The following is a 14,691-nucleotide window of genomic DNA, read 5'->3' as shown; positions in this document are numbered from 1 at the left end:
CAGTATTGTAGAAATAAGAAGGGTCTGGCTGATTCAGTCTGAAATCTGGATGAATTGGGCAGAAGAATAAGCCAGCTTTCAAATGGGTCTTATCTTTATAGAGTTTAAAAAAACAAAAAGCCAATGCGGACATTGGCTTTTAAATAGGTGTCAATTAAAGATTAGTCCTGCGCATTAATACTTTGACCGTTCATATGCAAGCTATCTTCACCCATGAGGTACAGATAGGCTGGCATGATGGAATCCGGTGTCGGTAAGGTTTTCGGATCTTCATTCGGATAAGCCTTGGCACGCATTGCTGTACGTGTAGCACCCGGATTGATACAGTTAAAGCGGATATTCGAATTGACCCGTTCTTTGGCAAATAACTGGCTCACTGCTTCAATGGCAATTTTTGAAACTGAATAAGCGCCCCAGCATTCCCGGGCTTCGCGCCCTACACCGGAACTGGCAAAGACCACAGAAGCGTGTTTGGATTTTTCCAGCAGGGGCAACAGGGCTTGGGTAATCACAAAAGGCGCACGAAGGTTAACCGCCATGACATCATCCCAGACATTAACCGGATAATCTGCCAGTGGTACTCGCTCGCCTAAAATACCGGCATTATGCAAAATCCCGTCTAAACGGCCAAACTGGCGATCGAGCGTGTCGAGCAATAATTCATAATCACGTTCAGAGGCACTAGATAACTGTAATGGGAGAATGGCAGGTTGCGGCGCACCCAAGCTTTCAATCTCATCATAGATAACTTCAAGCTTGTTTAAGGTACGCCCGTGCAGAACTACAGTTGCTCCATGCAGAGCATAGCTGATTGCTGCTGCACGACCAATGCCATCGCCCGCACCCGTGATCAGGATAATACGATCTTTTAACAGATCGGGGCGAGGTTGATATTCTGAATGCTTCATTATCTACCTCCTCATTATTATTGTTAAGTGTCTTCAGTAGTTTCAGGAATCAAGACAGGACACTTGGCTCGCTCAAGACCAGTTTTTGAATGTGCTGATGTAACTCATTCACTGTATTCACTATATAGTCGGCTTGCCAAGCTGTTAAGTCATCTTTGTATTGCAGTGGTAAATAACCGTATGCTGCCAGTATGGTATACATCTTGGCATTGCGGCCTGCATCAATATCACGTGGATGGTCCCCGACATAGATGCAGTCCTCTGCAGCCAGCTGTAACTGCTGAGCAGCCAGATACATCGGCTCCGGATCTGGCTTGGTTCGAGTCACATCTTCCGGACAGACCAGTACGGCACAGCGCTCGGTCAAGTTTAAAGCTTTGAGTAAAGCTTCGCTCAACCAGCGCGGTTTATTGGTCACGATTCCCCAAGGGATATCATTTTCCTCTAATTCTTCAAGTAAAGGATACATTCCGCTGAACAGGTCTGTATCTACTGCAATATCTGCACCATACATATCCAGAAAACGCTGGCGATGGTCCAAGAAAACCGGGTCTTCCAGTTGCAGTTCTGGATAGACCAGCTTGACCATGGCTCGAGCGCCTTCTGAAACCTGGGTGCGGATCAGATCAGCTTCCACCACGTCACGGCCAGCTTCGCGGCACATATGCTGGATAATCCGGATAAAGTCAGCCGCGGTATCAATTAAAGTACCATCGAGGTCGAATAGAACAGCCTTCATTGGGTGGCCTCTTGCGCGCTTTCTTTAACGGTATACACCATATAGTTTACATCGACATTCGGTGCCAGCCAGTAACGCTTGGTCAGCGGGTTATAATGCAGACCAGTCATATCTTTCAGTTTTAAACCGGCATTGCGGATGTCATGTGCCAGTTCAGACGGCTTGATGAATTTACTGTAATCATGTGTACCTTTGGCCAGCATACGCAGGATATATTCTGCACCGATGATCGCAAACAGATAAGATTTTGGATTACGGTTAATGGTCGAGAAGAAGACATGGCCACCCGGTTTGGCCAGTTTATAACAGGCCTGAATAATAGAGGCTGGATCAGGTACATGTTCCAGCATTTCCATACAGGTCACGACATCGTATTGACCGGCTTGTTCTTCTGCAAGTTGCTCTACTGGAATCTGACGGTATTCAATATTGCTGACACCTTCCTGCTCGGCATGGATGCGTGCCACATTCAGTGGCGCTTCGCCCATATCAATGCCCAGCACCTGAGCACCACGGCGCGCCATGCTTTCTGACAGGATTCCACCGCCACAGCCTACATCCAGCACTTTCTTGCCGCTCAAGCCACCAGCATGTTCATCAATCCAGTTGAGACGCAGGGGATTAATCATATGCAATGGGCGGAACTCGGAATGCTGATCCCACCATATAGCTGCAAATGCTTCAAACTTGGCAATTTCTTGTGGATCAACATTCAATTGCGACATCGGTGTCACCTCAATCAGTCGTGATTATTTAAAATTTGAGTTCGCCCAGAGGCGGTATAAACAGATTTAACTTCTTGTAAATCAGTACACTTGTTTAGTGTAGCGATTCTGAAAAAAAAAGCGATAAAAGCTGTAAAAAAGTTCACAGAATAAAAACGAAACCGGCATAATTACTTTATAGTGAAGCCATAAATTAGACATAATGATTTAGAGGACGATAATCCCAATGAAAAAATTTATTTTAGGCACTGTAGCCGCATCTGTTTTGGCATTTTCTGGCAGTGCAATGGCCGCCAACTTTGTAGCAGGTCAAGACTATCAAGTCCTGGCGAATCCAGTAAAAGTTGAAAAGCCGGGGAAAATTGAAGTCCGTGAATTCTTCTGGTATGGCTGTGGTCACTGCTATTCTCTTGAACCACACATGCAAAGCTGGTTAAAAAAATTGCCTAAAGATGTACGTTTTGTACGTACCCCAGCCGCGATGAATCCGCTATGGGAACAGGCAGCTCGTGCGTATTATGTGTCTGAAGCTCTAGGTGTTCGTCAAAAAGCACATTTGCAGCTATTCCATGATATTCATGCGAAGAAACAGCCAATTCTGGAACAGGCTCAATTAGCCAAGTTCTATACCCGTTATGGTATTTCCGAAGCGAAATTTAATACCACTTATAAATCATTCCCGATTTCTTCAAAAATCGCACAGGCCAAAAATCTGGCTGCGACTTATCAGTTAAGCGGTGTACCAGCGGTAACTGTGAACGGTAAGTATGTAGTTCAGGGCGATGGTGCCAAAGTAGTTCAAGTGGTAAATTATCTGGTTGAGAAAGAGCGTAAAGCTAAATAACACCAGATCTGCATGAATCTAAAAACCTGCATCTATATGTGGGTTTTTTTATATCAGGATAAAATTGAACTGCGAAATAGATTTCACTCAGATGAGATCTCAGGCTTGAGATAAAATTCCACGAAATAACAGTTCTAACTGCTTTAGGCTTTGGGCTTTGAAGTCATTTATCCGAGTTTGTCGCAGTTCAAGATCAGGTTGTGCCTGAAGCTGAATCCAGCCCATAGCCCAGTTTAATGCGAGAGGAACCAGAATCTGTGCCAGTGCAGTTAACTCGGCTGGAAAAGGAGATTGCTGGGTGGCTGGAATCTGTTCCAAGGTATGCCGCAAGTCTTGGGTCAGATAATGAATTTCCCGCTCAATCCCTTGTCTGAGAATATTGGAACCGCCCCAACGTTCGGCACTAACAAATGTCCAGGCTTCGGGATGAGCATCAACTGCCTGAAAAAACAGTTCGATCTTAGATGAAAGCTCATCCAGAGAAAAGTCTGCAGGTCCCAACTGATTCAGCACACCTTTGAGATGAATCGACACCTGATCCAGAAGTTCCAGTCCCAACTGATCCATATTCTGAAAGTGTCGATAAAATGCGGCAGGCACCAGTCCGACTTCATGAGTGATTTCGCGCAGGCTGATGCTGCTAAATGCATGGCCACGGCTGCTCAATGCCAAGGTAGCATCGAGGAGGGCCTGACGGCTTTGTTGCTTGCGTTCTTCACGTAAAGACATAGGGATTTTCCTTCAGCAGATCTGCAGTTTAGCAAAAAACATCTGCCCATCGCAGTAGAGCAGATGGACTGAAAAATCTATACAAGCAAGGCGTGTCCAGTGATTTTGTAAATGATCTGTCCTCTGTCCCAATCTTGGCGGAGGCTTCTGTTATACTGAGCCGCAATTATTTTTAGTCAACAGCAGGACCTATTATGCGTATCGACCAACGAGCATTAGATCAATTACGTGAAGTGAAAATTACCCGTAACTATACACGTTATGCGGAAGGTTCCGTATTGGTTGAATTTGGTCATACCAAAGTGCTGTGTACTGCCAGTGTGGACAGCTCTGTACCACGTTTCCTGAAAGGTCAGGGCCAAGGCTGGGTAACAGCAGAATACGGCATGCTGCCACGTTCAACACATACCCGTAGTGATCGTGAAGCTGCTCGTGGCAAACAAAGTGGCCGTACTCAGGAAATTCAGCGTTTAATCGGTCGTAGCCTACGTTCAATGGTCGATCTGAAAAAACTCGGTGAAAATACCATTACTATTGACTGTGACGTGATCCAGGCAGATGGTGGTACCCGTACTGCATCAATTACGGGTGCTGCAGTAGCATTGATTGATGCCATGAATGTATTGCTTGAGAAAAAGAAAATCAAACAGGACCCACTTAAGGGTCTAGTGGCTGCAATTTCTGTAGGTATCTTTAAAGATGAAGTACTACTAGATCTTTGCTATGAAGAAGATTCAAACTGTCAGACTGACTTAAATGTCGTGATGACTCAGGCAGGTGAATTTATTGAAATTCAGGGGACTGCTGAAGATAAGCCATTTACCCGTGAGCAATGCAATGACATGCTAGCCATGGCTGAAAAAGGGATTCAGGAACTGATCAAGAAACAGCAAGAAGCTTTGGGCTGGTAAGTCTTTCAAGCTGTAAAAAACGCATCTTCGGATGCGTTTTTTTATTATAGCTACACATTGCCTGACAAAAAATGAACAGGATCTGTCTACTGTGTAACCCCTGTTTTAAGCGATGATCTTTCACCAAATCTCATTCAGAGGGTTATAACATGAAAATATGGTTGATGGCATTTTCAGTATTTGCTGTACTGGGTTTAACTGCCTGTGACTCGAATTCTCGTGATGAAAACCGCGATGGTGCAAATATGGAACGAGGAAGTGATACCAATTAACAGAGTAGAGGCCATTCAACCTCTATGATTTATATCCTTGAGAATAAGAAAAAGGGTGCTATGGCACCCTTTTTAAATAATAAGACTTTAACCATTAAAACGCATCGATAGGTCAATAGCCTTCACATCTTTGGTCAATACGCCCATCGAAATATAATCTACGCCTGTACTCGCCACTTCACGTAAGTTATCAATGGTGATATTGCCTGAAGCTTCCAGTTTGCAACGGCCAGCCACATGTTTGACCGCATCAATCATTTGCTGCTGACTGAAATTATCCAGCATCACGATATCGGCATGGGCTTCGAGTGCCTGATTCAGTTCATCCCAGGTTTCAACTTCCACTTCCACCGGTTTACCCGGTGCAATCTGGTGCGCCTTGGCAATCGCCTGGCGAATGCCACCAGCCGCCATAATATGATTTTCCTTAATCAAGAAAGCATCGAATAGGCCCAGACGATGATTCTGACCGCCACCGATAGCGACTGCATATTTTTGGGCAATACGTAAGCCTGGCAGCGTTTTACGGGTATCTAAGAGCTTGGTATTCAAACCTTCCAGCTCTTTGACATAGTTTGCCGTCTTGGTCGCAACTGCAGACAGCGTCTGTACAAAGTTAAGAGCAGGGCGTTCTACAGTCAGCAAGCTACGTGCAGAACCGGCCAGTTTTAGAAAAGCTTCATTGGCAGCGACATGATCGCCGTCATTTTTTAGCCAGATCACTTCTACACTCGGATCATAGGCCTGAATCAAGGCATCGACCCAAGGCTGACCAGCAAGAACCATTGCTTCACGGCTAATAATCGTGGCAGTCGCCTGTTCATCTTCAGGAGTCAGCAGGGCAGTAATGTCACCATCGCCAATATCTTCGGAGAGTGCCTGTTGAATATTGATCTGAATCGACTGTTCTAGCAAAGCCTGAGATATGCTCATGAGTATTTCCGTATCTTTTTTAGCCGTGAAAAATTGTGCGTTATCTTAACACCGTTACATTAAAATGAGCGATTTTTCATACAGTCTGCCGAGATGAATTGAGATTTGCCTATGAAAGTTTTAGCATTAAGCCGGCTGCAATCCTGATATTGCAGATTTTATTTTTGTACAGGACAGTTTTATGCAACAGGCAGCTGAGTTTCAAATCCGGGACGGGCAATTGCTCGGGGCGCGCCAGATCCCTTCTCCAAATTTTAATCAGCGGCCTGAACATACCGACATTCAGTTACTGGTGATCCATAACATCAGTCTGCCACCGTCACAGTTTGGTGGTGGTTATATTGAACAGTTTTTTCAGAACCAGCTGGACTGGTCAGTGCATCCGTATTTTCAGACTGTTGAAGGCATGCAGGTATCTGCACATCTGCTGATTTTACGTTCTGGTGAAGTACTGCAGTTTGTGAATTTCAATGACCGGGCCTGGCATGCAGGTCGTTCCAGCTATCTGGCCAAAAAAGAATGTAATGATTATTCCATCGGGATTGAACTGGAAGGCAGTGATGACCTGCCGTTTGAACAGGCACAATATGATGCCTTGGTCAAAGTCACCGCCTGTTTACAAAACTATTATCCAAAAATGCAGCAGCATATTGCCGGACATTCGGACATTGCACCGGGACGTAAAACCGATCCGGGACCGTATTTTGACTGGTGTGCTTTTCGTGCCCAGTTACAACATTATAAGAACCCAAGACCCTTCAGGAAGTCATGTGATTAAGCAATGAACTTCTTTTGCAAGTTTCATTACAATAGGCCCAAATTAATTATTAGGTGAATAGGATGGCGCTTTGGCGTTCGACCGTAATTGTCAGTGCGATGACCATGTTATCGCGGGTTCTGGGATTGGTCCGGGATGTGGTTTTACTGAATGTATTCGGTGCCGGTAAAGATTTCGATACCTTCGTGGTGGCATTTCGTATTCCAAACTTTTTCAGACGGCTATTTGCAGAAGGGGCATTCTCCCAAGCCTTTATTCCGGTACTGACTGAATATAAAACCAGCCGTACCCATGCTGAAGTACAGATCCTGATCAGCCGGGTTTTTGGCTGTTTGGCCACCTTCATGACCACCCTAACCATGATTGCCATCATTGCCGCACCTGTGATCATGTATATCTATGCGCCAGGCTTCCATGGCGATGAAGCAAAGTTTGCGCTGGCCACAGACATGTTCCGTCTGACTATTCCTTATCTGCTGTTTATGTCATTAACGGCTTTTGCCAGCAGTATTCTGAACAGTTATGGCTCTTTTAGTACGCCAGCCTTTGCTCCAGTTTTATTGAATATTGCCATGATTGCCGGTGCGCTCTGGCTCACGCCTTTTATGGCAGAGCCGATTATGGCGCTAGGTTGGGCCGTCGTGATTGCCGGGATTTTGCAGCTGGCAATCCAAATTCCAGAGTTATGGCGTAAAAACCTGTTGATTCCACCGAAAGTAGACTTCAAGCATGAAGGGGTGGATCGCATCATGAAACTGATGCTACCCGCTTTGTTTGGCGTATCCGTCACCCAGATCAACCTGTTACTGAATACAGTTTGGGCCTCTTTCATGCAGGACGGTTCAGTGTCGTGGCTGTATAGTGCTGAACGGATGACCGAGTTACCATTGGGTTTGATTGGCGTGGCAATCGGTACCGTGATTCTGCCGTCTTTATCCACACAGCATACAGAAAAGAATCCGGAAAAATTCCGCGGCATGATGGACTGGGCGGCGAAAGTCATCGTACTGGTGGGTTTGCCAGCCAGTATTGCCCTGTTCATGCTGTCAACACCGATTATTCAGGCATTATTTGAACGTGGACAGTTCACCTTTGAAGATACCCAGATGACGGCGCTGGCATTGCAATGTATGAGTGGCGGTGTAATTGCTTTTATGTTGATTAAAGTCTTTGCTCCCGGCTTTTATGCCCAGCAAGATACCCGTACACCGGTACGCGTTGGTTTAATGGCTGTAGCAGCCAATGCAATTCTGAACGTGATCTTTATTGGTTTCTTTAAGCTGATTCATTGGGAAGCAGAACATATGGCGTTGGCACTGGCTTCGACCGGTTCAGCCATGGTCAATGCGGGTCTGCTGTATTTTTATCTGCATCAACGCAATATTTTCCGTTTTGGGGCGCACTGGAAAAAAATCTTCCTGCAATTCATGTTTGCCAATGTGGTGATGATTGCAGCTTTGGCCTATGCACTGAGCTGGTACAATGGTGATGTATCACAGTGGATGCGTGTACTGGAAGTGTTGATTTTATGTGTGGTGGGAGTCGTGGCGTATTTGGCTGCACTGGTGGCTGCTGGTTTCAGACCACGCCATATCAAACCGTAATCCATTTTGGGCGCATAAAAAAACAAGAGCCAAATGGCTCTTGTTTTTTCTGTAGCAAACTTTTCCTTAAGCAAAACTCAGTCGCTAGACCTTGCCGCGAGAAAGGAAACCAACAATGGCAAGAATAACGGCAATCACCAATAAGATAATCGCGAAATCCTTAGATAATCCTGCTACTCCACCGAAACCAAGTAGACTGGCAATTAAGGCAATCACAGCAAAAATAATAGCCCAGCGAAACATATCAATTCTCCATGTGTTTTTATTCTCAAATCCAGTATAGGAATATTCGATTTTGGGCACTGTTAGTGTTTTGTTGATGTACTGTCTCTGATTTAACAATAGTTTACGTGATATTAATAAGATTCACGTCCCTACATTTCCTTTGTTGAGACTTGGTATAATAAGCTGATTTTTACCATAGCCGTTTTGATTATGTCTGATGCCTTACGTCCATACTTCTGGAAAAAATATAGTCTCACTGAGCTGACGCCAGAAGAATGGGAAGCGCTTTGTGATGGTTGTGGGCTTTGCTGCCTGATCAAGCTGGAAGATGAAGACACCCACGAAGTTGCCTATACCAAAGTGGCTTGCAAATTACTGGACTGTAAAACTGCCCGCTGTTCGGATTATCCGAACCGGCTGCAATATGTGCCGGATTGTATCCAGCTAACACCTGAGAAACTGGACACCATTCACTGGTTGCCATCAAGCTGTGCCTATCGCCGAGTTGCTGAAGGGAAAAGCCTGCCATCCTGGCATTATCTGAAGACAGGTTCACGACAAAGCGTAATTCAGGCCAAAAAATCTGCTGCTGGTCGCTGCTTAAGTGAAGTCGATATTGATGAAGATGAAATTGATGAATATATCGTACGCTGGGTGCGCTAGCTGTTAGCGCAATCCAACCCCGTCAAATAATTAAATAAAAAAAATTAAGCGGCCTGCTGTAGCAGTTGCTGTGCTGAAGACCCCGACATAGGTCGGTAAAAATAAAAACCCTGTCCGATCTGGCAATCACAATTAATCAGCGTGTCCAGCTGTTCGGTATTCTCAATACCCTCGACCAGTACATCCAGAGAAATACTGGAACCAATCTGGGTAATGGCTTTGACAATGGCCAGCGCAGACGGATCATTATTCATGCGTTCTACAAAATTGCGATCAATCTTGATGCAGTCGACCGGATATTCCTGCAAACGGTTCAGGGAAGAATGACCGGTACCGAAGTCATCCAAAGAAATATGAATTCCATGTTTTTTCAGCAGGTTTAGTGCCCGGATCACATAATTTGCTCCGCCTTCTGATAAGCTCTGCTCGGTAATTTCCAGTTCAACCTTATGTGCAGGAATATCGAATCGGGATAAACGAGCCAGGAATTTCTCAGCATAGTCATCGCGCAGGAATTCAACTGGAGCTGCATTGATTGAAATTGGCAGTATATCCAGACCCTCGGCTTGCCAGCGGCTCATATCCTCAAAGACTTTTAGTTGCATGGTTTCACTGATGCGCGAAGCCAGATCATAGTCCTGGAAAGCAGAAAAAATATGAGAGGGTAACTGGATCTGATGCTGTTGATCCTGCCAACGCAGTAAGGCTTCGAAACCAATCACCTCACCATCAGAAAGGCGGACCTTAGGCTGATAATAAGGAATAATCTGATCCGCATGAATAATCTTGCGTGCCAGCGTCAGTTGTTTGGTCATGTTTTCCAGTGATTTGAACATCTCCTGATTAAACATGCGAATCCCGCCACGACCACTATTTTTCAGATCATTCAGGGCAATATCGGCACATTTCAGCAGGTTAGAGCTATTCTGGGCATCACGCGGATAAACGGTACAACCGATACTCATACCGATACTCATACGATGGCCGACATAACTTACTGGTTGTTCCAGTTGGGCATAGGCCAGTTGTGCAGTATTAATCAGCTGGGCTTCGTTTTCCAGGTTTTTGACTAAAATAGCAAACTCATCGCCACCCAGACGGGCAACGACTATATTGTTTGAGCCAAAACAGGCCTGAAAACGCTTGCCCAAGACATGCAGCAAATGGTCCCCGGCAATATGACTCAAAGTGTCATTGATATGCCGGAAATAGTCTAAGTCGATCAGGAGCAGGCCAACCATTATTTGCTGTTGCTTGGCTTTTAGCAGTACCTGTTTAAAGGTCTTATAAAAGGCATTGCGGTTATACAGTCCGGTCAGCTCATCACGCTGAATTACGGCTTTTAAACGGCTTTCAGCTATTTTTTGCTGACTGACATTGCGTGAAACACACAGGATATTTTGGGGAATATTATTTTCGTCCAATACCGGAGTCAGTAAATGATCCCAGTATTGTGGGTCCTCATTCTCCGTCTGGGCTTTTTCTACAAAACGGCTATTTAAACCTTGAGCAGCCTGTTTTAAAGCGCGTTGTCCGGTTTTTTTAACTTCAGCGGGTAACAGGCTTAACCATGAATGCGGGGCAGGCTGCTGTTCAGGATCAATCCCTAACTTATGACAGGCTGACTGATTGATATGACGGATTTCGCCTTGTGGAGACATCACTTTAATACAATCGACACTGGCATCCAGCATGTTTTTCTGGGTAGAAATCACCTGAGACAGTTGTTGCTGAATCTCAAAATATTCATGGATATCGGTCAGTGATACCGACCATTGCAGCAGATGTTCTGCTGTATGCTGAAACTTGATGGCCAAGGCACACATATGGTAGCTGGAATCAGCCGATTTAATCCGGCACTGGGTATTAAAGCCTTGTTGCTGATTCAGGGCAGCATGCCATTGCTCAGAAAACGCTGGCTGATCATCTGGATGAATCAGGCTTTGCCATTCTTTAGGACCATATTCACTTAAATTAGTACCTAAATAATCCGAAAGTGCCTGATTAAAATATTCAATATTATCCTTGCCCAGCACCCAAAGCGGATGCGGCACATCATTGATCAGATCTTGTAATAATCTGGATTTTGCCTGTTGTTCATTAGAAGATTGTATCGAGGTTGAAATAAGCGAATCAGCGCATTCTGCAGTTGTTCGTCCAGATTTATTATGCTTCATGCATCCCCACCGATACCACCCAAAGAGCATCCAATCAGTTGCTCAAGTCCATTCTAATTAATATGAGATAATGTGAAATTTACAAGGTTATTAACCTGTAATTAATCATGTTCTATTTATCTACTTTTCATAAGATTAATCCATTCATTGTAAAAAAAATAGAGATTTCTTACATAAATTAAATTTTTCTCATAAATGTTTGAAATATTGGAATCAAAACTACCAGTGTTAGAATGAAAGCAGAATTTAATTTGAGCCAATAATAAGATGTCAGACAGTCATATCCCGCTTCCAGAACGCTTGCGGCCTCGCGACCTTGCAGAAATTATCGGGCAGGATCACTTGCTTGGAGAGAATGCACCTCTACGTCAGATGATTGACCAAGGGCATTTACCATCGATTATCTTCTGGGGTCCACCTGGAGTAGGTAAAACCACGATTGCCTTGCTACTTGCCCAAGCGGTGGACCGGCCATTTATCAGCCTGTCTGCACTCAATACCGGTGTGAAAGAATTGCGTGAAGTCATTGCGGAAAGTGGTGATCTGCTGACGCCTGTAGTGTTTATTGACGAGATTCACCGTTTTAATAAATCCCAGCAGGATGCACTGCTGAATGCCGTCGAAAAAGGCAAAATTACCCTGATTGGCGCGACGACGGAAAATCCATCTTTTGAAGTCAACAGTGCCTTGCTGTCACGTTGTCAGGTCTATACCTTGAATGCGCTGAGTGATAAAGCGATTCAGACTTTACTGACTCAGGCCATTCAGACTGACAAATTTCTGCAGGAACGCTATATTCAGATTGAAGAATTTGACGCCTTATTACAGTTTGCCGCGGGGGATGCACGTAAGGCACTTAATCTGCTAGATCTGATTGCCAGCACTTTTGAGGCTGATCAGGAAAATACCATTACCAATGCGATTGTGGTCAAAGTCGCACAGCAGAATATTGCCCGTTATGACAAGTCTGGCGAGCAGCACTATGATCTGGTTTCGGCCTTCATCAAGTCGATTCGTGGTAGTGATCCGGATGCAGCCCTGTACTGGATGGCACGCATGCTCAAAGGCGGTGAAGATCCGGTCTTTATTGCCCGCCGTATGCTGATTGCGGCGTCCGAAGATATTGGCAATTCCAATCCGAATGCCTTATTGCTGGCGGGCGAATGTTTCCGCTCAGTTCAAGCGATTGGCATGCCGGAATGCCGGATTATTCTGGGACAATGTGCGGTTTACCTGGCGACCAGTGCCAAAAGTAATAGTACCTATCTCGCCATTAATAAAGCGATGGATCTGGCTGAAAAAACGGCCAATTTGCCAGTGCCTTTACATCTGCGTAATGCACCGACCAAGTTGATGAAAGAGCAGGGTTATGGGGTAAACTATCTGTATCCGCATAACTATCCGGAACATTTTGTCCTGCAAGATTACCTACCGCCTGAGCTGAAAGGCACCAAGCTGTACGAATCGGCACGTAATAAGCGTGAAGTGGAAGGCGAACGTTTACAACAACGTCGCTGGCAGAAGAAACAACAGCAGCAATAAATAAAAAAAAGCCCAATTCAAGGAGAATTGGGCTGAAATAGGATGTCTTGGGGGAGATACATCCTAGAGGGTAAGGGTATAAATCTAGCCGACAACATCAGATGGATTGCATCTGCTGGGGATGTTGCTGGGATGCAGTAATATTAAGGCATGCATTGAATAATGTAAAAACGATCATTTTTATTAATAAAATTCATTTTTTCGATCATAAGATTAGACAATAAAGAACCGGGCTATTAACCCGGTTCTTTGAAGCATTATTAGTGCTTAGATATCTTCAAGATTGATACCTAAACGTGCAGCAACTTCTTCGTACGCTTCAACCACGCCGCCTAGGCCTTGACGGAAACGGTCTTTATCCAGTTTTTTCTTGGTGTCTTTATCCCATAGACGGCAGCCGTCTGGAGAGAATTCGTCACCCAGTACGATACGGTCGTGGAACACACCAAATTCAAGTTTAAAGTCAACCAGAAGCATATTACCCGCTTCGAATAATGCTTTAAGCACATCGTTCACTTGGTAAGTCAGTTCTTTCATTTTTGCCAGTTGTTCAGCAGTCGCCCAACCTAAAGCAATCGCTTGAGATTCGTTCACCATTGGATCGCCTAGCGCGTCATCCTTGAAGAACAATTCGAATGTAGGAGGAGTTAACTCTTTACCTTCTTCTACACCCAGACGACGGCATAAAGAACCCGCAGCATAGTTACGTACTACACATTCTACTGGAATCATTTTAAGTTTTTTCACCAGCACTTCAGTCGGTGTCAGCAGTTTCTCAAAATGAGTTTCAATACCAGCAGCAGCCAGCTTTTCCATAATGAAGGCGTTAAAACGGTTATTCACCTTACCTTTACGATCCAGTTGTTCGATTTTTTCGCCATTGAATGCGGACGCATCGTCACGAAAAACTAAAATCAGGTGGTCTTCACTGTCCGTGGTATAGACAGATTTCGCTTTACCAGTATAGAGCAAGGTTTGTTTTAACATGAGGGAACCTTCTACAAAAAAAAATGCCTAGAAAATGTCTAGGCTGGCCAATTTTGGTAAATCTGGTTTAACAGTTCTGCTGCTTTTTCGCGGTCGGCAAAACTGTTATCGGGATTAAACACAGCCAGGGTGTTACTCGAACCTGCGGGAGAGAGTCTTAAAACATAGGTTTGCTGATCGATCTGAATCGCTACTTCATAACGATCTTTATTTTGACCAACGATAGAATGGTTAAGGCTGCTAAGCGTGGCAAGAGTGTATTGCCATATTGTAGCAGCATTTCCATCAATTTTGAGCAGTGGATTTTGATTTCCGTCAGTGACTAATTGCGGCTTTCCCGAAAAATTTTCTTGAGTTTCATCTGCTTGAGTTGAATTTACTGGCTGTGCAGTAGGACGTGGCATCGCAAAGCGGTTACCACGCTGATTTTCAAGCTTTGGTGCATTTTCCAGGGCAAGCGGATCTACGGTCGGAGCAGGGTACAAAGGCGTTGCAGGACGAACCATTGACCCTTCAGGATATTGTAATGGTTGCAGCGTGGTTGTCTCTTTATAGTCCAAGGTACCGTTTTTAAAGGCCATTGAACTACAACCTGCTAAACTGAATACTGAAAGTGCCAGGGTAAGTCCTAAACGTAATTGCATAATCATTGCT

16 protein-coding genes are annotated in these 14,691 nt (G+C 44.7%); 7 read left to right on the top strand and 9 right to left on the bottom strand.

From position 1 onward, the window contains the following. Window positions 1-161: 161 nt before the first annotated feature. Genes C3F22_RS14145 through ubiG form a run of 3 tightly spaced genes read right to left on the bottom strand, consistent with a single transcriptional unit; the run spans window position 162 to window position 2,372 of the window. Window positions 162-908, bottom strand: a complete 747-nt coding sequence (locus C3F22_RS14145) for a YciK family oxidoreductase (RefSeq protein WP_104426766.1) — start codon at window positions 906-908, stop codon at window positions 162-164. 49 nt (window positions 909-957) lie between these two features. Further along, window positions 958-1,647, bottom strand: a complete 690-nt coding sequence (locus tag C3F22_RS14140; RefSeq protein WP_034170271.1) for an HAD family hydrolase — start codon at window positions 1,645-1,647, stop codon at window positions 958-960. Continuing rightward, window positions 1,644-2,372 (bottom strand): bifunctional 2-polyprenyl-6-hydroxyphenol methylase/3-demethylubiquinol 3-O-methyltransferase UbiG, encoded by a 729-nt coding sequence (ubiG, locus tag C3F22_RS14135; RefSeq protein ID WP_034170270.1) that lies wholly within the window; start codon window positions 2,370-2,372, stop codon window positions 1,644-1,646. Before ubiG ends, C3F22_RS14140 begins: the two co-directional genes overlap by 4 nt. 226 nt (window positions 2,373-2,598) lie before the next feature. Here ubiG and C3F22_RS14130 point away from each other — a divergent pair, with 226 nt between their 5' ends. Then, window positions 2,599-3,216, top strand: coding sequence for a thiol:disulfide interchange protein DsbA/DsbL (locus tag C3F22_RS14130; protein ID WP_005232804.1), 618 nt, complete (start codon window positions 2,599-2,601; stop codon window positions 3,214-3,216). A gap of 99 nt (window positions 3,217-3,315) precedes the next feature. On the opposite strand, the gene C3F22_RS14125 is transcribed toward C3F22_RS14130, so the two are convergent. After that, on the bottom strand, window positions 3,316-3,945 hold the full coding sequence (locus C3F22_RS14125; protein ID WP_004781383.1) for a TetR family transcriptional regulator: 630 nt from the start codon (window positions 3,943-3,945) through the stop codon (window positions 3,316-3,318). Between the two features lie 194 nt (window positions 3,946-4,139). On the opposite strand from C3F22_RS14125, the gene rph reads away from it, so the two are divergent. Beyond that, window positions 4,140-4,856, top strand: coding sequence for a ribonuclease PH (gene rph, locus C3F22_RS14120; protein ID WP_004781384.1), 717 nt, complete (start codon window positions 4,140-4,142; stop codon window positions 4,854-4,856). 149 nt (window positions 4,857-5,005) lie between these two features. Beyond that, window positions 5,006-5,128 (top strand): hypothetical protein, encoded by a 123-nt coding sequence (locus tag C3F22_RS18750; RefSeq protein ID WP_005232802.1) that lies wholly within the window; start codon window positions 5,006-5,008, stop codon window positions 5,126-5,128. Window positions 5,129-5,215: 87 nt separating this feature from the next. On the opposite strand, the gene nadC is transcribed toward C3F22_RS18750, so the two are convergent. Next, window positions 5,216-6,061: a carboxylating nicotinate-nucleotide diphosphorylase gene (gene nadC, locus C3F22_RS14115; protein ID WP_104426765.1), complete on the bottom strand. Its 846-nt coding sequence runs from the start codon at window positions 6,059-6,061 to the stop codon at window positions 5,216-5,218. 181 nt (window positions 6,062-6,242) lie between these two features. Here nadC and ampD point away from each other — a divergent pair, with 181 nt between their 5' ends. Together ampD and murJ are read left to right on the top strand one after the other, a co-directional pair. Beyond that, window positions 6,243-6,839, top strand: coding sequence for a 1,6-anhydro-N-acetylmuramyl-L-alanine amidase AmpD (gene ampD, locus C3F22_RS14110; protein ID WP_104426764.1), 597 nt, complete (start codon window positions 6,243-6,245; stop codon window positions 6,837-6,839). A gap of 53 nt (window positions 6,840-6,892) precedes the next feature. Next, a complete protein-coding gene (gene murJ, locus C3F22_RS14105) occupies window positions 6,893-8,443 on the top strand; it encodes a murein biosynthesis integral membrane protein MurJ (RefSeq protein ID WP_171248451.1) in 1,551 nt (516 codons plus the stop codon). Between the two features lie 84 nt (window positions 8,444-8,527). On the opposite strand, the gene C3F22_RS14100 is transcribed toward murJ, so the two are convergent. Next, window positions 8,528-8,686, bottom strand: coding sequence for a DUF1328 domain-containing protein (locus tag C3F22_RS14100; protein WP_004647174.1), 159 nt, complete (start codon window positions 8,684-8,686; stop codon window positions 8,528-8,530). A 192-nt stretch (window positions 8,687-8,878) separates the two neighbouring features. On the opposite strand from C3F22_RS14100, the gene C3F22_RS14095 reads away from it, so the two are divergent. Further along, complete coding sequence (locus C3F22_RS14095; RefSeq protein WP_004781392.1) at window positions 8,879-9,331, top strand: YcgN family cysteine cluster protein; 453 nt, start codon at window positions 8,879-8,881, stop codon at window positions 9,329-9,331. Window positions 9,332-9,375: 44 nt separating this feature from the next. On the opposite strand, the gene C3F22_RS14090 is transcribed toward C3F22_RS14095, so the two are convergent. Then, window positions 9,376-11,538, bottom strand: coding sequence for a putative bifunctional diguanylate cyclase/phosphodiesterase (locus tag C3F22_RS14090; protein ID WP_104426763.1), 2,163 nt, complete (start codon window positions 11,536-11,538; stop codon window positions 9,376-9,378). A 237-nt stretch (window positions 11,539-11,775) separates the two neighbouring features. Here C3F22_RS14090 and C3F22_RS14085 point away from each other — a divergent pair, with 237 nt between their 5' ends. Then, window positions 11,776-13,050, top strand: a complete 1,275-nt coding sequence (locus C3F22_RS14085) for a replication-associated recombination protein A (RefSeq protein ID WP_104426762.1) — start codon at window positions 11,776-11,778, stop codon at window positions 13,048-13,050. Window positions 13,051-13,317: 267 nt separating this feature from the next. Here the strand turns inward: C3F22_RS14085 and purC are convergent, their stop codons facing one another. Both purC and C3F22_RS14075 read right to left on the bottom strand, forming a co-directional pair. After that, window positions 13,318-14,037, bottom strand: a complete 720-nt coding sequence (gene purC / locus C3F22_RS14080; RefSeq protein ID WP_004781395.1) for a phosphoribosylaminoimidazolesuccinocarboxamide synthase — start codon at window positions 14,035-14,037, stop codon at window positions 13,318-13,320. A gap of 38 nt (window positions 14,038-14,075) precedes the next feature. Continuing rightward, window positions 14,076-14,681 (bottom strand): lipoprotein-34 precursor (NlpB), encoded by a 606-nt coding sequence (locus C3F22_RS14075; RefSeq protein ID WP_104426761.1) that lies wholly within the window; start codon window positions 14,679-14,681, stop codon window positions 14,076-14,078. Window positions 14,682-14,691: the final 10 nt, after the last annotated feature.

The organism is Acinetobacter sp. ACNIH1, assembly GCF_002934695.1.
GTDB classification, from domain to species: domain Bacteria; phylum Pseudomonadota; class Gammaproteobacteria; order Pseudomonadales; family Moraxellaceae; genus Acinetobacter; species Acinetobacter variabilis.
Note: the sequence above shows the minus strand (reverse complement) of the source record. Positions and strands in the feature narration are given on the sequence as shown.